Origin of the sequence: Phaeobacter sp. JH20_37, from assembly GCF_048056015.1 — a bacterium.
Classification (GTDB): domain Bacteria; phylum Pseudomonadota; class Alphaproteobacteria; order Rhodobacterales; family Rhodobacteraceae; genus Phaeobacter; species Phaeobacter bryozoorum.
Window position 1 is genome coordinate 22,591 of sequence record NZ_JAYMWW010000011.1, and the last position, 15,708, is coordinate 38,298.

General features: G+C 60.1%; 22 protein-coding genes. 7 read left to right on the top strand and 15 right to left on the bottom strand.

What is annotated here, in order from left to right; translation table 11 throughout:
- Nucleotides 1-2: 2 nt before the first annotated feature.
- The 10 genes from VWZ87_RS03820 to folK form a co-directional block, all read right to left on the bottom strand.
- Complete coding sequence (locus tag VWZ87_RS03820; RefSeq protein ID WP_416534640.1) at nt 3-332, bottom strand: DUF1491 family protein; 330 nt, start codon at nt 330-332, stop codon at nt 3-5.
- A gap of 6 nt (nt 333-338) precedes the next feature.
- The gene (era, locus tag VWZ87_RS03825) at nt 339-1,244 is read right to left on the bottom strand and encodes a GTPase Era (RefSeq protein WP_340546546.1); all 906 of its coding nucleotides are present in this window, start codon (nt 1,242-1,244) and stop codon (nt 339-341) included.
- Nucleotides 1,241-1,927, bottom strand: coding sequence for a ribonuclease III (gene rnc / locus VWZ87_RS03830; protein WP_340546545.1), 687 nt, complete (start codon nt 1,925-1,927; stop codon nt 1,241-1,243). Before rnc ends, era begins: the two co-directional genes overlap by 4 nt.
- On the bottom strand, nt 1,924-2,760 hold the full coding sequence (gene lepB, locus VWZ87_RS03835; protein WP_416534641.1) for a signal peptidase I: 837 nt from the start codon (nt 2,758-2,760) through the stop codon (nt 1,924-1,926). Before lepB ends, rnc begins: the two co-directional genes overlap by 4 nt.
- A gap of 63 nt (nt 2,761-2,823) precedes the next feature.
- Nucleotides 2,824-3,255 carry a holo-ACP synthase gene (acpS, locus tag VWZ87_RS03840; protein ID WP_416534642.1) on the bottom strand — a complete coding sequence of 144 codons (432 nt, stop codon included), beginning with the start codon at nt 3,253-3,255 and terminating at the stop codon, nt 2,824-2,826.
- 59 nt (nt 3,256-3,314) lie between these two features.
- Nucleotides 3,315-4,076 (bottom strand): pyridoxine 5'-phosphate synthase, encoded by a 762-nt coding sequence (locus VWZ87_RS03845; RefSeq protein WP_416534643.1) that lies wholly within the window; start codon nt 4,074-4,076, stop codon nt 3,315-3,317.
- 99 nt (nt 4,077-4,175) lie between these two features.
- Nucleotides 4,176-4,829: a DUF2062 domain-containing protein gene (locus tag VWZ87_RS03850; protein WP_340546541.1), complete on the bottom strand. Its 654-nt coding sequence runs from the start codon at nt 4,827-4,829 to the stop codon at nt 4,176-4,178.
- 33 nt (nt 4,830-4,862) lie between these two features.
- Nucleotides 4,863-6,995 (bottom strand): RelA/SpoT family protein, encoded by a 2,133-nt coding sequence (locus VWZ87_RS03855; RefSeq protein WP_340546540.1) that lies wholly within the window; start codon nt 6,993-6,995, stop codon nt 4,863-4,865.
- 40 nt (nt 6,996-7,035) lie between these two features.
- The gene (gene rpoZ / locus VWZ87_RS03860) at nt 7,036-7,389 is read right to left on the bottom strand and encodes a DNA-directed RNA polymerase subunit omega (RefSeq protein WP_061049565.1); all 354 of its coding nucleotides are present in this window, start codon (nt 7,387-7,389) and stop codon (nt 7,036-7,038) included.
- A gap of 93 nt (nt 7,390-7,482) precedes the next feature.
- Entirely contained in the window at nt 7,483-8,052 is a 570-nt protein-coding gene (gene folK / locus VWZ87_RS03865) for a 2-amino-4-hydroxy-6-hydroxymethyldihydropteridine diphosphokinase (protein WP_416534644.1), read from the bottom strand.
- Between the two features lie 139 nt (nt 8,053-8,191).
- On the opposite strand from folK, the gene VWZ87_RS03870 reads away from it, so the two are divergent.
- From VWZ87_RS03870 to VWZ87_RS03900, 7 genes are all read left to right on the top strand, one after another.
- Nucleotides 8,192-8,761 carry an NYN domain-containing protein gene (locus tag VWZ87_RS03870; RefSeq protein ID WP_340546538.1) on the top strand — a complete coding sequence of 190 codons (570 nt, stop codon included), beginning with the start codon at nt 8,192-8,194 and terminating at the stop codon, nt 8,759-8,761.
- Nucleotides 8,762-8,950: 189 nt separating this feature from the next.
- Entirely contained in the window at nt 8,951-9,901 is a 951-nt protein-coding gene (ispH, locus tag VWZ87_RS03875) for a 4-hydroxy-3-methylbut-2-enyl diphosphate reductase (protein ID WP_416534645.1), read from the top strand.
- Nucleotides 9,902-10,032: 131 nt separating this feature from the next.
- Nucleotides 10,033-10,650, top strand: coding sequence for a LysE family translocator (locus VWZ87_RS03880; protein WP_416534646.1), 618 nt, complete (start codon nt 10,033-10,035; stop codon nt 10,648-10,650).
- Nucleotides 10,647-11,099 (top strand): DUF3429 domain-containing protein, encoded by a 453-nt coding sequence (locus tag VWZ87_RS03885; protein ID WP_416534647.1) that lies wholly within the window; start codon nt 10,647-10,649, stop codon nt 11,097-11,099. The genes VWZ87_RS03880 and VWZ87_RS03885 overlap by 4 nt, the downstream gene beginning before the upstream one ends.
- Nucleotides 11,096-11,695 carry a class I SAM-dependent methyltransferase gene (locus tag VWZ87_RS03890; protein WP_416534648.1) on the top strand — a complete coding sequence of 200 codons (600 nt, stop codon included), beginning with the start codon at nt 11,096-11,098 and terminating at the stop codon, nt 11,693-11,695. Before VWZ87_RS03885 ends, VWZ87_RS03890 begins: the two co-directional genes overlap by 4 nt.
- Nucleotides 11,688-12,155 (top strand): ribonuclease HI, encoded by a 468-nt coding sequence (rnhA, locus tag VWZ87_RS03895; protein WP_340546533.1) that lies wholly within the window; start codon nt 11,688-11,690, stop codon nt 12,153-12,155. The genes VWZ87_RS03890 and rnhA overlap by 8 nt, the downstream gene beginning before the upstream one ends.
- Entirely contained in the window at nt 12,152-12,775 is a 624-nt protein-coding gene (locus tag VWZ87_RS03900) for a trimeric intracellular cation channel family protein (protein WP_416534649.1), read from the top strand. The genes rnhA and VWZ87_RS03900 overlap by 4 nt, the downstream gene beginning before the upstream one ends.
- 20 nt (nt 12,776-12,795) lie before the next feature.
- On the opposite strand, the gene VWZ87_RS03905 is transcribed toward VWZ87_RS03900, so the two are convergent.
- The 5 genes from VWZ87_RS03905 to def (VWZ87_RS03925) all read right to left on the bottom strand — a co-directional run bounded on the left by VWZ87_RS03905 (nt 12,796) and on the right by def (VWZ87_RS03925) (nt 15,618).
- Nucleotides 12,796-13,032, bottom strand: a complete 237-nt coding sequence (locus VWZ87_RS03905) for a hypothetical protein (protein WP_416534650.1) — start codon at nt 13,030-13,032, stop codon at nt 12,796-12,798.
- A gap of 11 nt (nt 13,033-13,043) precedes the next feature.
- Nucleotides 13,044-13,949, bottom strand: coding sequence for a methionyl-tRNA formyltransferase (fmt, locus tag VWZ87_RS03910; protein ID WP_416534651.1), 906 nt, complete (start codon nt 13,947-13,949; stop codon nt 13,044-13,046).
- A 71-nt stretch (nt 13,950-14,020) separates the two neighbouring features.
- Entirely contained in the window at nt 14,021-14,518 is a 498-nt protein-coding gene (def, locus tag VWZ87_RS03915) for a peptide deformylase (RefSeq protein WP_340546529.1), read from the bottom strand.
- Nucleotides 14,515-15,024 carry a peptide deformylase gene (def, locus tag VWZ87_RS03920; RefSeq protein ID WP_416534652.1) on the bottom strand — a complete coding sequence of 170 codons (510 nt, stop codon included), beginning with the start codon at nt 15,022-15,024 and terminating at the stop codon, nt 14,515-14,517. Before def (VWZ87_RS03920) ends, def (VWZ87_RS03915) begins: the two co-directional genes overlap by 4 nt.
- A 72-nt stretch (nt 15,025-15,096) precedes the next feature.
- The gene (gene def, locus VWZ87_RS03925; protein WP_416534653.1) at nt 15,097-15,618 is read right to left on the bottom strand and encodes a peptide deformylase; all 522 of its coding nucleotides are present in this window, start codon (nt 15,616-15,618) and stop codon (nt 15,097-15,099) included.
- Nucleotides 15,619-15,708: the final 90 nt, after the last annotated feature.

The window sequence follows — 15,708 nt, forward strand, 5'->3', positions numbered from 1 at the left end:
GATCAATCCAGCCCCGGCTCGTCCAGCAAATGCCGCCCATCGCGATCTTCGACCTCGATTACCCAGAGGTCAGGGTCGAAACTGCGCTGTTTGGCGATGGCGGCATCGACATCCGCCTCATCCCCCTCGGCCAGAGTGACCCAGCTGCGCAAGCCGCTCATCAGATCATAGGAGCGGTGCAGAGCCTGCGCCCGACGGTCCAGCGTGTTCAGCTTCACCAATACGGCCCCCGCTGTGTCATCACCATGAGAGGTCACAAAGGCAGGGATATCGGCGAGCCGCAATCGGGTGAGATAGGCCTGCACCCAGAAACTGGCGGTCAGCCGCGCCATATGGGATCAGTTCCCGTCCTTGAAATCGAGGCCCATCTCGGAATAGCGCTCGGATTCTTCCAGCCAGTTCGGGCGGACCTTCACCTGCAGGAAGAGATGCACCTTGCGGTCCAGGAACTCTTCCAGCTCAGCGCGCGCCGCCTGGCTCACAGCCTTGATGGTCTCGCCACGCTTGCCCAGAATGATGCCCTTGTGACCATCGCGCACGACATAGATGATCTGGTCGATCTTGGCGGAGCCATCTTTGCGCTCTTCCCAGTTTTCGGTTTCCACCGTCAGTTGGTAGGGCAGTTCCTGGTGCAGGCGCAGGGTCAGTTTCTCGCGGGTCATCTCTGCGGCGATCATCCGCATTGGCAGATCGGCGATCTGGTCCTCAGGGTAGAGCCACGGGCCCTCTGGCAGCTGCTCCGCCAGCCAGCTGCGCAGATGGTCGACACCGTGGCCCTTCTCGGCCGAGATCATAAATGTGTCAGCAAAGGGGTAGCGGTCGTTGAGTTCCTTGGTCAGGCCAAGAAGCACTTCGGATTGAACACGGTCGATCTTGTTGATTGCGAGGGCAATCTTGCGCCCCTCGCCGATGTTCTCCAAACCTTCCAGGATGCGCTCTACCCCTTCGGTGATGCCACGATGCGCCTCAACCATCAGTACAACCACATCAGCGTCCGCAGCTCCACCCCAGGCGGCAGCAACCATCGCGCGGTCCAGACGCCGCCGCGGCTGGAACAGACCAGGCGTGTCGACAAAGACGATCTGGCTCTCCCCCTCCATGGCGACACCGCGGATGCGGGCGCGAGTGGTCTGCACCTTATGGGTTACAATCGACACCTTTGCCCCAACCATACGGTTGAGAAGGGTGGATTTGCCCGCGTTGGGCTCACCAATCAGGGCAACAAAGCCGGCGCGTGTGGTCATTTTTCCTGCTCCAATCGAGCCAACAGAGATTTGGCTGCGGCCTGTTCGGCCTGACGTTTTGATCCGGCGGTTGCGCGGCCTTCGGTGCCGTCCTGCAGCTGCACGGAGATGGTAAATTCCGGCTGGTGGTCGGGCCCCTTGCGCTCAACCAGTACATAGGTGGGCGGCTGCTCTCCGCGCGCCTGAGCAAATTCCTGCAATGTGGTCTTGGGATCGCGCGCATCCGCCTCGACTCGGCCAATTCGATGGCCCCAGAGCCGCAGGATCAACTGCTGCGCGGCCTCAAAACCACCGTCCTTGTAGACTGCGGCGATGACCGCCTCCATTGCATCCCCCAGCAAGGCCAGTTTGCGTCGACCGCCTGACATGGTCTCGGAGCGGCCCAGTTTCAGCACGGCCCCCAGATCAATCTCCCGCGCCACATCGGCACAGGTTTCCTTGCGCACCAAGGCGTTGAACCGTGGCGCCAGCTGGCCCTCGGTTGCGGTCTTGTCCGTATCCAACAACGCCGTCGCCATCACCAACCCCAGAACCCGGTCGCCCAGAAATTCAAGCCGCTGGTTGTCCTGCCGGTTCGGAGACGAGACCGAGGCATGTGTGAGGGCGCGCACCAAGAGTGCCGGCTGGGAGAAATGATAGCCGATCCGCGTCTCAAACGCGCGCATTTCTTTAGAGAGTTTCACTCGATCCCCTTGAAGAAGCGATCCGCGCGCCAGGTCCAGAAAAACAGCATCGACCGGCCAGCCGAGGAGAACATGATCCGATCTGCGCGACCAATGAGATTTTCGAAAGGCACATAGCCGACACCACCGGCCGATTGCGGCAGTCGGCTGTCGGAGGAATTGTCGCGATTGTCACCCATGAAGAAATAGTGACCAGCAGGCACCTGATAAATGCCTGTGTGATCCATACCCTGATTGCCGATGTTGAGCACAACGTGCTGACTGCCGCCCGGCAGAGTTTCGATCTGGCGGGATTTCGTGCAGGTTGCCCCTTCACCCACAGGGGCGTTTTCACAAAGAGGATAAGATCCGGCAGGTCCCTGCGGCGCCATCAGCTCCTCGAACTCGCCTGCATCCTGCAGGGCAACAGCCGCGCCATTGATATGCAGGATGCCGTTTTTGACCTGGATCTTGTCCCCCGGCAAGCCAACCAGCCGCTTGATGAAATCGTTCTGGTTTACCGGGTGGCGAAAGACAACGACATCGCCGCGTTCGGGTTCATCGGCCCAGATGCGCGAGTTATCACCGTCAAGGAAGCCACAGATATCACTGCTGTCGATGTCGATGCCGACGCTGGGGAATTTCAGGCTGGGGCAGGACGCCGAAGAGTAGCCGTAAGCCATTTTGTTCACGAACAGAAAGTCGCCGATCAGCAGGGTTTCCTTCATCGAGCCCGAAGGGATCCAGAACGGCTGAAAGAACAGGGTGCGGAATACACCTGCGATCAGCAGGGCGTAGACAATGGTCTTGACCGTCTCAAGGATCGAACTTCCGACTGTTGCTTTGGCCGTCATCAGGCTCTCCGGTCTAACTGTAAACAAGGGTCCGGCGCTACATGCGGGGCCGCTCCGGGTAAGTCAAGCATCGCCCGGCGTCGCAAGCGGTTCACTGGTGATTAGGCGCGCTTCGATGACGACAAAAGCCTGCGCCCAGGGATGATCATCAGTCAATGTGACATGGATGATGGCCTCGTGACCCGGGGGAGTCATCTTTGCCAGCCGATCTGCGGCCCAGCCGGTGACATGCATGACCGGCTGGCCGCTGCGCAGATTGGAAACGGCCATGTCTTTCCAGGCGATTCCCATCCGCAACCCGGTGCCGAGTGCCTTGGAGCAGGCCTCCTTGGCAGCCCAGCGTTTGGCATAGGTTCCGGCGACATCCATGCGCTGCTCGGCCTTGCGCTGTTCGATTTCTGTGAAAACACGGTTTTTGAACCGGTCACCAAACCGGTCCAAAGTGCGCTGAATACGCTCGATATTTGCCAAGTCAGTGCCAACGCCCAATATCATGCCCCGATCAAAGGCGATCTGACCGGAACTGGCAAGACCCGTGGGCGTCGGGGGCTGTCCTAGACGCGCGCCTCATCCATCAGGCGGCGCATTTCGGCGATGGCCGGGGTCAACCCTCTGAAGATGGCCTCGCCGATCAGGAAATGGCCGATGTTCAGTTCGCGCACCTCTGGAAAGGCTGCGATCGGTTGCACACAATCATAGGTCAGACCATGGCCCGCGTGAACCTCCAGCCCCAGGGAATGGGCAAAGCTGGACATTTCGCGCAGGGCTGCCAGCTCGGCATCGCGCTTGGCAAAATCGCCCTCGGCATGAGCCTCACAATAGGCACCCGTATGCAGCTCGATCACCTCAGCACCGATGCGATGTGCCGCCTCGATCTGCCGCTGGTCAGCAGCAATGAAGATCGACACCCTGCACCCGGCATCGCGCAACGGCGCGATGTAGTGGGCGAGTTTGTTTTCCTCGCGGGCCACTTCCAGCCCCCCCTCGGTCGTGCGTTCTTCCCGCTTTTCCGGCACGATACAAACCGCATGGGGTTTGTGGCGCAGGGCGATCTTGTGCATTTCTTCGGTCGCGGCCATCTCAAAATTCAGAGGCACGCTCAACGCTTCCATCAGCCCGTCGATATCGCGATCGGTGATGTGACGGCGGTCTTCGCGAAGATGGGCGGTGATCCCGTCGGCTCCGGCTTCCTCGGCCAGCTTGGCAGCGCGCACCGGATCAGGTACCTGGCCGCCGCGTGCATTGCGAACGGTGGCCACGTGGTCAATGTTCACGCCAAGCCGCAGGTCTGTGTTGTGCGAGGAAGTCTGTGCCATGGATCGCAGTTCCCAATTGAGTGCCTTTTGCCTGACACTAGGGGTTGCGCTGGCAAGGGCAAGCCCGGAAACCGCCAAATCGCGCAGTTTGGCAGCGGCTTAGCTGCTGCTGTCGTCTGCGGCGTCCAGCGAGGCGCGTTTCTTGATCACGTCGAACTTAGCCTTGATCTTGGTGCGGCGGCGCTGCTGATAGGCGCGGATGACCGGTACACTCAGCACATAGCAGACGGTTGCGGTGATGAGGCCGGGGATCACGCCACCGACGAGATAAGGATAGAACACATCGTGGTAGAACAGGGTCAGCCCCTGCCAATCCGCCGGTCGATCAGTGACCAAAGCGATCAGGTTGTCAAAAAGATCATTCCCGGCGGCCAGAAATTTCCCGACCAAAGACTTGTCGACATCGGCGTCGAACTCTGTCCCAAGGATCCAGTGGCCGGTCTGCAGAGAGGCAACGCCGATCGGCACATAGGTGAGCGGGTTGCCAAAAAACGTGCCGCTGAGGGCGGCGAGGATATTGCCGTTCATCAGCCGCGCGATAATCGCGGCCACAACGAAATGCATCCCGTAGAATGGGGTAAAGGTGGTGAATACCCCCGCCCAGACACCGCGGGCGATCCGCTCCGGCGAATCGGGCAGACGACGCACACGATGCTTCACATAGTGAAACGCGCGCCCCCACCCGCCCCGCGGCCACAGGAAATCGGCAACCGCGCGCAGAGGCGGACGTCTATCACGGCGCCTGAATACCAAAGGTTCGCGTCCTTCCCAAATCCTACTGAACGGCTACCCGAGCTTTGGGCGGCTTTCCGGCACATCGCGGTACCGTGCAACGGCGGCGACATCGCTCTCTGCTTCCAGCATCAACATCAGCGAATGCAGCTGCTCTACATCCCGCAGTTCGACATTAATCATCAGCCGGTAAAAGTCTGGTTTCCGATCGACAAATTCAAGGTCGGAGATATTGGCCTTTTTTTCGCCAATCAATGTGCAAATACGTCCCAGGACACCGGCGTCATTGCCAATCGTCAGCTCCAGCGTCACGCCGTAGACTGCGGGGTGGGTCCCACTGTGCCAGTGCAGATCGACCCAGCGTTCGGGCTGATCCTCGACCTCTCCCAAAGCGTCGCAATCTGCAGCATGGACCACAACACCCCGGCCACGATAGGTGATGCCGATGATCCGTTCGCCGGGCAGTGGCTGGCAGCAGGGGGCCCGCTCGAAGCTCTGCCCCGGCTCAAGGCCAATCACCGCACGACGCGGCGAAACCTCATCGCTGTTGTCAGCGGCCAGTTCCGGATAGACCGCCTGAACCACATCATGCGCGGTGAGTACCGCAGCCCCCAAACGGGCCAGCAATTCATCGACCGTACTGACGCGAAGCGCGCGGGCCGCCGTCTCCAACGCCTTGTCAGTGGCCTTGCGCCCGACATGTTCAAACGCGGATCGCGCCAACTCGTGGCCCAGTTTCACGAACCGGGCGCGGTCAGCCTCGCGCAGGGCACGGCGGATCGCGGTACGCGCCTTGCCGGTGGTTGCAATATCCAGCCAGCTTACCTGCGGGGTCTGGCCCTCAGCAGTGATGATCTCAACCGACTGGCCATTGCGCAGGCGTGTCCAAAGCGGCACGCGGATCGAATCCACCTTGGCCCCGACACAGGCGTGGCCGATGCGGGTGTGAATGGCATAGGCGTAGTCGATCGGAGTCGCGCCCTTTGGGAGCTTGATCACATCGCCTTTGGGAGTGAAGCAGAACACCTGGTCGGAATACATCTCCAGTTTGACGGCTTCGAGGAATTCATCGTGATCCTCCTCCGCATCAAACTGCTCCGTCAGGGACGCAATCCATTTGGCCGGATCAACCGCAAAGGGGTTCTCAGAGCGCACGCCATCGCGGTAGGACCAATGGGCCGCCACACCGGTTTCTGCCACATCGTGCATCTGCCGGGTGCGGATCTGCACCTCTACCCGCTTGCCGTCGCGCCCGGAGACGGTTGCATGGATCGACCGATAGCCGTTGGACTTTGGCTGGCTGATGTAATCCTTGAACCGCCCAGGGACAGCACGCCAACGCTGATGTATGGCGCCCAGGGCCCGGTAACAGTCTTCCTCGCTCGTTGTGATAATGCGGAACCCGTAGATATCGGACAGTCGCGAAAAGCCCTGATCCTTTTCCTGCATCTTGCGCCAGATGGAATAGGGTTTCTTTGCACGGCCAAAAACTTCGGCTTCGATCCCGGTCTTTTCCAGTTCGGCCCGCATGTCACCGGTGATCCGGTGGATCACATCGCCGGTTTCCCGCTGTAGCGTGACAAAGCGGCGGATAATTGACTGGCGACCTTCTGGATTGAGCACGCGAAAGGCCAGATCCTCCAGCTCCTCGCGCATCCATTGCATCCCCATGCGACCAGCCAGTGGCGCATAGATATCCATGGTTTCACGGGCTTTCTGGGCCTGTTTCTCCGGGCGCATCGCTTTGATGGTGCGCATGTTGTGCAGACGGTCGGCAAGCTTCACGAGGATAACCCGCAGGTCCTTGGACATTGCCATGAACAGCTTGCGGAAATTTTCTGCCTGTTTGGTTTCGCGGCTGGAAAGCTGGAGATTGGTCAGCTTGGTGACACCATCAACCAGCATCGCCACCTCCTTGCCAAAGCGGCTGGCGATTTCGTCGTAAGACGCCTTGGTATCTTCGATGGTGTCGTGCAGCAGCGCCGTGATGATCGTGGCGTCATCCAGCCGCTGCTCTGTCAGGATGGCAGCAACCGCCACGGGATGGGTGAAATACGCCTCACCCGAATGGCGAAACTGCCCATCGTGCATTTGCTCACCGAACGCATAGGCATCGGCGATCCTGTCCGCATTGGTCCTGGGATTGTAGTTGCGGACCAGAGCAATCAGGTCTTCTGGTGAAATCATTTCCGGTCCGCAGCCTCAGCTCATTATGTCTTGCGACGTCTTAACCCTGCCCTTGCGCCTCCATCAGCGCACGCAGCAGTTTCTCTTCCGACATATCATCCGTGGCAGGCTTGTCGCTTTCCGCGCCCATCAGCAGGGCCATGGAGTCATCCTCCGGCTCATCAACCTCGATCTGGGTCTGGTTGCTTTCGATCAGACGCTCACGCAGGGAGTCGGCGCTCTGCGTTTCATCAGCGATCTCACGCAGGGACACGACGGGGTTCTTGTCGTTGTCACGCTCAACCGTGAGCGGCGCACCAGCGGCAATCTCACGAGCGCGATGCGCTGCGAGCATCACCAGCTCAAAGCGGTTGGGAACCTTGTCTACGCAGTCTTCAACCGTCACGCGGGCCATGGGCGACTCTCCAAATCAAAAATAAGTCCAGAAGGGTGACTTCTAAAACCAAAGCTTTCTCTTGACAAGCGCCGAATGGGGCGCATTGGCGGCTCAGACCGGCGAAATCTCGGTCAAATCGGACATTGGCAGCGCCGCACAGAGTTGACGCACGGTCTGACCCAGAATCGGATGGCGCCAATCAGGTGCAACATCGCGCAGAGGCACCAGCACAAAGCCACGATCCTGAAGCCTGGGATGCGGCAACAGCAACTGGCCCGGCGCCTCTTTCATCTGCAGATCCAGTGGCAGATCCCTCCACCGTTCGAAGGTCGCCACATCCGGACAGACCAGATCGTCATAAGCGACCAGATCCAGATCCAGTGTCCGCATGCCCCAGCGCTGCACACGTCGGCGGGCAAAATCCGCCTCCACCTCATGCAACAGTTCCAACAGTTCACGCGGGGGCAGGTTTGTGCCGATCGCAATCGCTGCGTTCACATAGTCAGGACCCGAGCCCGCCGGGAAGCAAGGCGTTTGATAGAAGCGCGAGATTGCCCTCAGGCTGATGTCTGATTCGGACAACTGCCGAACAGCCCCTATGAGGGTATGCTCAACCGACTGTTCGCCGATAGGCAGGTTTCCCCCCATGGCGATAAGTGCCTCTGACCGGAATTCGGTCATTTTTGCCCTCGTTTCTTAATCCCGATACACTTGCGGCAAATGTCAAATAACCTACATTAAGTCCACCCGTTTTAGCGTATTTCAGCATTCACTCACGGAACCTCACTGCTGGGACGGACCTACCGGAAGGACATATTTGATGTTTTACAAGGACGAACGGCTCGCGCTGTTCATCGATGGATCGAACCTATATGCGGCAGCAAAGGCGCTTGGGTTTGACATCGATTACAAGTTGCTCAGGCAGGAATTCATGCGCCGGGGCAAGTTGTTGCGCGCGTTTTACTACACAGCTCTGCTGGAAAATGATGAGTACTCTCCGATCCGGCCATTGGTTGACTGGTTGCATTACAACGGTTTCACCATGGTGACCAAACCAGCCAAGGAATATACCGACAGCATGGGTCGGCGTAAGGTGAAGGGGAATATGGATATCGAGCTGACGGTCGATGCCATGGAACTTGCTCCCCGCGTGGACCATATCGTGCTGTTCTCCGGTGATGGTGATTTCCGCCCGTTGATCGCCAGCCTGCAGCGGCAGGGTGTGCGCGTCTCCGTTGTCTCCACCATCCGCAGCCAGCCGCCAATGATCTCGGACGAGCTGCGCCGACAGGCCGATAATTTCATCGAGCTGGAAGAGTTGAAAGACGTGATCGGCCGCCCTCCCCGCGAACAAAGTGACCCGCGCTCCGTATCAGCCGCCACCGGCTGATACAGATCTGTGGCCTGCCGGAGGCCACCACGACCCAGACATGGCCCGCAGCAGTGATATTCATTGTTTGCGGGCTTTTGCTTGCGCTGTTTTTGGTTTCCTTGTCCCAGGGACCGCCGCTTAATCAATTGCCACGGGGCTGGACCTCGCCGACAGAAAGCCCTAGCTCTGAGCGATAAGGAGACCGCGATGACCAAGCCCCCCCTCACGCTATATCTCGCCGCGCCGCGCGGCTTTTGTGCCGGTGTCGACCGGGCGATCAAGATCGTCGAAATGGCGCTCGAGAAATGGGGGGCGCCTGTCTATGTGCGCCATGAGATCGTGCACAACAAATATGTGGTCGACGGGCTGCGCGACAAAGGGGCCGTCTTCGTTGAAGAGCTGGATGAATGCCCCGATGATCGGCCGGTCATCTTTTCAGCGCATGGCGTCCCGAAGTCGATCCCGGCCGAGGCAGACCGACGCCAGATGATCTATGTCGATGCCACATGCCCGTTGGTGTCGAAGGTCCATATCGAGGCGCAGCGCCATGCGGAAAACGGGCTCCAGATGATCATGATCGGTCACAAGGGGCATCCTGAAACCATTGGCACCATGGGACAGCTGCCCGAGGGAGAAGTGCTGCTGGTGGAAACCCCGGATGATGTCACCACGGTGACGGTTCGCGACCCTGACAATCTCGCATATGTCACCCAGACAACCCTGTCGGTCGATGACACCAAGGATATTGTTGCAGCACTTCAGGCTCGGTTTCCGAATATTGTCGGCCCTCACAAGGAAGACATCTGCTATGCCACCACCAACCGCCAGGAGGCCGTCAAGGAAGTCGCCCCGAAGGCAGATGCCCTATTGGTTGTCGGCGCTCCCAATTCATCGAACTCACGACGGTTGGTCGAAGTTGGCGCCAAGGCGGGATGCCAATATGCACAGCTGGTACAACGGGCCGAAAACATTGATTGGCGCGCGCTTGAGGGAATTTCCTCGGTCGCGATCACCGCTGGTGCCTCTGCGCCCGAGCTCTTGGTGAACGAAGTCATCGATGCCTTCCGCGAGCGGTTCGAGGTAACAGTCGAGCTGGTGGAAACCGCGATTGAACGGGTTGAGTTCAAAGTTCCCCGGGTTCTGCGGGAAACAGCCTGAGGCGGCTTGTCCCCTGCAAACGATAATGACGCAGCCGCTTTGCCGGTCTGCGGATTTCTTTGTCTTGCAACTGACCGGCAGCCGATTACCCTTGACCTGAACCACCTTGTCTATCATAAGGAGCTGGTCAATTGATTTCACTGCAATTTCTGGTCACCGCATTTGTCGTCGTCCTCGCGCCAGGGACCGGTGTGCTCTACACGCTGGCGCTTGGTCTTGGTCAGGGGCGGCGTGCAGCGATTTGGGCAGCGGTCGGCTGCACCTTTGGCATCGTGCCCCATCTTGTGGCTGCGACACTGGGGCTGGCTGCGGTTCTGCACACCTCGGCGGTGCTGTTTCAGGCGGTGAAGATTGCGGGCGTTCTGTATCTTCTGTATCTGGCCTGGCAAATGCTGAAAACTGACGGCGCGCTGTCATTGTCCGGCGCGCCTGCTGCTCCGGATCATGGTCTAAGGATCGCCAAGCGCGGCGCCCTGATCAACATCCTGAACCCGAAACTTTCGGTGTTTTTTCTGGCGCTTCTCCCGCCGTTCCTGTCAGGCGCGGCCGCAACAGCGACACAGGAGATGGTCGTGCTTGGCTTGATTTTCATGGCCATGACTTTTGGTGTCTTTGTGCTCTACGGGCTCTTTGCAGCGCAGGCGCGAAGCTTGATCCTGGGGTCGGACACCGTGGTCAAATGGCTGAACCGTAGCTTTGCTGCGCTGTTTGCCGCGCTGGCGACCCGATTGGCGATGGAACGGGCATGAGCAGGATACCACCGGCACCGCTGGTCTTGGGGCTGGTCGGGCTGATCCCATTCGTCTGGGGAGCACTCACCACGCAGATCCCGGCGTTGCAGGTCTGGGGTGCCAGCCATCTTGGCGCGCGGTTTGTCGGCCCCTATGTGCAGCTGTTCTATGGCTCTGTGATCCTCAGCTTCATGTCCGGCGTGCTCTGGGGATTTGCGACCAAGACATCGGGTATGCAGGCGGTAACTGGTTATGCCCTGTCGGTGCTGCCAGCGCTTTGGGCATTTTTCATGACCGGCGGAGGACCGACCAGCGCGGGCATAAACCTGATCTACGGCTTTGCCGGCCTGTTGCTGCTGGATTATGCCTTTTACGTTTGGCGTCTGACCCCATCATGGTGGATGCAGCTGCGCCTGCTGCTGACCGGCATCGTGGTCGCCAGCCTCGCCGTCGGTGTCTACCTGTGAGCGGGCCTGACCGCGAGACACTGGAGATCTACAACAACAAGGCAGCGGATTATGCTGACCGGAACCAGACACACCTGCGAGAAGACCCACGCCTGCACGAGTTCATCGCTGCCTGCCCGCCGAACGCACGGGTGCTGGATCTGGGCTGCGGTCCCGGCACCTCCAGCGCGGTTATGGCCGCAGCCGGGTTGCGCCCTGTGGCGATGGATGCTTCCGTGGAAATGATCGCACTGGCGGAACATATGCCGGGTGTTGAGACGTGTCTCGCTAGTTTTGATGAGCTGTCGGGGTGCGACATCTATGATGGCATCTGGGCCAATTTCAGTCTGCTACATGCGCCGCGTGCCGATTTTCCGCGTCACCTGAGGGCCATCCGGCAGGCGCTGCGGTCAGGTCGGCCCTTTTACATCGCGCTAAAGCTCGGTAAGGGCGAGGCCCGCGATGCCCTTGGGCGATATTATACCTACTACGAGGAAGACGAATTGATCGATCTATTGCGCACTGCTGGGTTCACCCCGGACAACCGCACCACCGGCGAAAACGCAGGGCTGGACGGCGCCATGGCGCGCTGGATTTCGGTGGCCTGTCATGGCTGATCTCTTCGCCTACACGGATGGCGCCTGCTCCGGCAATCCTGGCCCGGGTGGCTGGGGGGTTTTGCTGCGCGCAATGGACGGCGACACTGTTGTCAAGGAAAAGGAACTGCAGGGCGGCGAAGCCGAGACCACCAACAACCGGATGGAACTGCTGGCAGCGATCAATGCCCTGGAAAGCCTGGCGCGCCCCTCTACCCTCACCGTTGTGACCGATTCAGCCTACGTCAAAAACGGTGTGACCGGCTGGATCCACGGCTGGAAACGAAATGGCTGGAAGACCGCGTCAAAGAAACCCGTGAAAAACGTTGAGCTGTGGCAACGTCTGGACGAGGCGCAGCGCCGTCACACGGTCACGTGGGAATGGGTCAAAGGCCACGCAGGCCATCCCGAGAACGAACGCGCCGATGAACTTGCGCGTGCAGGCATGGCCCCGTTCAAGACTGGCAAAGCCAAGGCATGACCATCCTTACCCTTCTGGACTATGCGTCCGTTCTGGTATTTGCGGCCTCCGGCGCCCTGGTGGCCAGCCGGGCACAGCTCGACATTGTCGGCTTTGCTTTCGTGGCCTGCCTGACCGCCGTCGGCGGAGGGACGGTGCGGGATCTTTTGCTGGATCGCAACCCAGTGTTCTGGATCGGCGATTCTACGATAATCCTGTTGGCGGCGGTGACTGCGGTGATTGTCTTCTTCACTGCCCATTTGGTGGAAAGTCGGCTGCGCTGGATTGTCTGGCTCGACAGTTTTGCACTGGCAATCGCTGTTTCGGCGGGCACCGGCGCTGCCTTGCTAACCGACCAGACGCCGGTGATCGTTGTGCTGATGGGCATGGCAACAGGCACCCTGGGCGGGTTGATGCGTGATGTGGTCTGCAATGAAGTGCCGCTGGTGCTGAAACAGGGCGAGCTCTATATCTCATGCGCCATGGCAGGCGCGATTACGGCGGTGGTCAGCATGGCATTTGGCCTGCCGACCCGCTGGGCGCTTGTGGCCTGCGCGGTGGTCTGCTGGGTTTTGCGGGCGGGCTCAATCGCGTTTGGCTGGCATCTGCCAGTTTATCGTTCACGCCCGCCGCGCAGCTGAGCAATAGTCGGCAGGCAGGTTCAGCGGCGCCAGTGAAACGGCACGATGATCAACGCGCCGACGGATGCGGCAATGGCGTTCCAACCCGGTGCGCGAAAGCCGACGCCAAACATGATCACCACAAAATGGAACAGGAACGCGCCGCCAACGCAGATGATGATCGACGAGAGATACCCATTGTGGGTAAAACCGGTGCGCTCCGCCAGGTAGCCGACGATCCCGGCAATAACGACGCTGCCGAACAGGGCCAGAAACATACCCGCCTCCCTTAAAGCTGTGTGCCGCGCGCTACGGGAAAGCCACGCAGGAAAATCTCGCGTTCCTGTGCTCCCTTGCCTGCCCGCTGCAATCGCAACAGCTCAACCGCGCCCTCACCACAGGCAACCCGCAGCGCATCGTCCAGAACGATTCCCGCCACGCCGGCCCCGTCGACAACGCGGGATGCCAACAGCTTTACGCGCTGATCCTCGATCTCGGACCAGGCACCGGGAAACGGAGACAACCCGCGGATCGTCCGATCAACCTCCACCGCGGAGCGTTGCCAGTCGATGCGGGCTTCGGCCTTGTCGATCTTATGGGCATAGGTCACGCCCGCGTCCGGCTGCACCTCAGGTGTCAGGTCAGACAGCCCGTCCAGGGCACGGACGATCAGGTCTGCCCCCATTTCCGACAGCCGATCATGGAGCTGGGCGGTGGTTTCCTCCGGGCCAATCTCGGTCGCTTCGCGCAGCAGGACCGGGCCGGTGTCAAGCCCCGCCTCCATCTGCATGATGCAGACGCCAGTTTGACTGTCGCCCGCCATGATGGCGCGGTGAATGGGTGCCGCTCCGCGCCAACGCGGCAGCAGGCTCGCGTGGATATTGAGGCAGCCGTGTCTGGGCGCATCCAGCACCGCCTGTGGCAGGATCAAACCATAGGCCACGACCACCGCGACATCCGCCCGTAGATACGCGAATTCGGCCTGCTGCTCGGCCCCTTTGAGGCTGACCGGGTGACGGACATCAAGACCCAGTTCAATCGCGCGGGCATGAACCGGCGTTGGTCGATCCTTCTTGCCGCGCCCGGCCGGACGGGGCGGTTGGCAGTAGACCGCAGCAATCTCATGACCCGCGTCAACCAGGGCATCCAGTACCGGAACCGAAAACTCCGGCGTCCCCATGAAAATAATACGCATCCGCTGCCCCTTACTCTCAATCCATTCGCCTGAAACAGGCCCCGAACCGCGGGTTTGTCCCCGCACGTGTCTCAGCCATTCAGCTTCTTCGCCTTGCGGATCAGCATATCGCGTTTCACCTTCGACAGCCGGTCAAAATACATACGGCCATTCAGGTGATCGATCTGATGTTGCACGCTGGTGGCCTCGATCCCGACGAAATCCCGTTCGACCACCGCGCCGGTTTCATCCATATATCGCACGGTCACCGCGCGTGGTCGTTTGATTTTGGCCGAGACGCCGGGGAGGTTGGGACTGGCCTCCTCATGTTCCCGCAGCGCTACCGAAGCGTGCAGGATTTCGGGATTCGCCAGCCGGACAGCGCGCCCTCGTTCGCTGGAGCCGTCGACAACTGCCAGTCGCTGCAGGACGCCGATCTGGTTTGCGGCCAAGCCAACACCGGGCATTGCCTCCATCGTGTCGATCATATCCTGCCAGAGGGTCAGCGTATCCTCGGTGATTTCGCTCACGTCCTCGGCGCGGCTGCGCAGATGCTTGTCGGGCCAGGGCAGGCAGGGGCGCACGGTCATCGGGGTGTCTCCAGATTAGTTTCATAGGTGGCAAGGGCCGCAGCGCGCGCCTCTGGGTCCACCCGGTCAAAAGTGACACGACCATCAAGATGATCGTATTCATGCTGCACGCAAGCCGCAGCAAACCCGTCAAACCGGCGCTGATGGCGCACGCCCTCCATGTCGGTCCAACCGAGATCTACCCAGGCTGGGCGCGTCACATCGAGACTGAGGCCCCTGATCGACAGGCACCCCTCGGTGCGTGTCGCCATCTCATCGGAAAGGGCGATGATCTCTGGGTTCAGGCAGACCAGCGGGTCGCGCGTGCCTTCCTTCCAGGTCGTATCCATAACAAATACCCGTGCCAGAACACCGACCTGGGGCGCGGCCAGTCCACGACCCGGCGCGGCATACATGGTGTCGAGCATATCGCGCACCAGATCCGCAACCTCTGATGGGTCAGTCGCCGGCGGAGCTGGGGTGCTCAGCACCGGGTCGGGCCAAGCCCTGATCTGGAGAACCGTCATCTTGTCCACCTTTCCGGGTCAAAGCAGCCGACGTACGCCATCTCGTCCACAGACGGAGCCACCCGCCCAACGTCAGCTACCGCGTCCGCGCTCGCGCTTCAGTTTCTGCATTTTCCGTGTGATCATCTGCCGTTTCAGCGGTTTCAGGTAATCAATGAACAGCTTGCCGTTCAAATGGTCGATCTCATGCTGGACGCAGGTCGCCCAAAGACCATCAAAGGTTTCCCGCTGGGGATTGCCGTTGCGATCGATCCATTCGACGTCAACCACCTTGGGGCGTGTCACCTCGGCGTATTGATCGGGAATGGACAGGCAGCCTTCCTCATAGACATTGATGTCATCCGATGCTGCAACCACTTCTGGGTTGAACATGACCAGAGGGCGGGCCGGGCCATCCTCTTCCTTGACACAATCCAGCACGATAAGGCGGTCCAGCACGCCGATCTGCGGCGCTGCAAGGCCGATACCCGGCGCAGCATACATGGTTTCCAGCATGTCGTCGGCCAGCGTGCGCAATGCGTCCGAAAGGTCGGGAACAGCTGCACATACCTTCTTGAGGCGGGGATCAGGATGGATCAGGATCGGTCGTTTCATGCCGCTGATTTAGGCCATTGACGCCCGCCCTGCAACGGCCCCCTTGCGTGTCGCTGGATTGCCGTTAGCTTCGCCCCTGAACAACGGGAG

Coding starts and splice junctions, on each gene's coding strand:
- VWZ87_RS03885 (WP_416534647.1), top strand. CDS start 10,647: ATGAGCAGGATACCACCGGCACCGCTGGTCTTGGGGCTGGTCGGGCTG.
- def (WP_340546529.1), bottom strand. CDS start 14,518: ATGACCGTGCGCCCCTGCCTGCCCTGGCCCGACAAGCATCTGCGCAGC.
- def (WP_416534652.1), bottom strand. CDS start 15,024: ATGACGGTTCTCCAGATCAGGGCTTGGCCCGACCCGGTGCTGAGCACC.
- ispH (WP_416534645.1), top strand. CDS start 8,951: ATGACCAAGCCCCCCCTCACGCTATATCTCGCCGCGCCGCGCGGCTTT.
- VWZ87_RS03905 (WP_416534650.1), bottom strand. CDS start 13,032: ATGTTTCTGGCCCTGTTCGGCAGCGTCGTTATTGCCGGGATCGTCGGC.
- VWZ87_RS03870 (WP_340546538.1), top strand. CDS start 8,192: ATGTTTTACAAGGACGAACGGCTCGCGCTGTTCATCGATGGATCGAAC.
- VWZ87_RS03855 (WP_340546540.1), bottom strand. CDS start 6,995: ATGATTTCACCAGAAGACCTGATTGCTCTGGTCCGCAACTACAATCCC.
- fmt (WP_416534651.1), bottom strand. CDS start 13,949: ATGCGTATTATTTTCATGGGGACGCCGGAGTTTTCGGTTCCGGTACTG.
- lepB (WP_416534641.1), bottom strand. CDS start 2,760: ATGACGGCCAAAGCAACAGTCGGAAGTTCGATCCTTGAGACGGTCAAG.
- acpS (WP_416534642.1), bottom strand. CDS start 3,255: ATGATATTGGGCGTTGGCACTGACTTGGCAAATATCGAGCGTATTCAG.
- folK (WP_416534644.1), bottom strand. CDS start 8,052: ATGACCGAATTCCGGTCAGAGGCACTTATCGCCATGGGGGGAAACCTG.
- rpoZ (WP_061049565.1), bottom strand. CDS start 7,389: ATGGCCCGCGTGACGGTTGAAGACTGCGTAGACAAGGTTCCCAACCGC.
- era (WP_340546546.1), bottom strand. CDS start 1,244: ATGACCACACGCGCCGGCTTTGTTGCCCTGATTGGTGAGCCCAACGCG.
- VWZ87_RS03900 (WP_416534649.1), top strand. CDS start 12,152: ATGACCATCCTTACCCTTCTGGACTATGCGTCCGTTCTGGTATTTGCG.
- VWZ87_RS03845 (WP_416534643.1), bottom strand. CDS start 4,076: ATGGCACAGACTTCCTCGCACAACACAGACCTGCGGCTTGGCGTGAAC.
- VWZ87_RS03820 (WP_416534640.1), bottom strand. CDS start 332: ATGGCGCGGCTGACCGCCAGTTTCTGGGTGCAGGCCTATCTCACCCGA.
- def (WP_416534653.1), bottom strand. CDS start 15,618: ATGAAACGACCGATCCTGATCCATCCTGATCCCCGCCTCAAGAAGGTA.
- rnhA (WP_340546533.1), top strand. CDS start 11,688: ATGGCTGATCTCTTCGCCTACACGGATGGCGCCTGCTCCGGCAATCCT.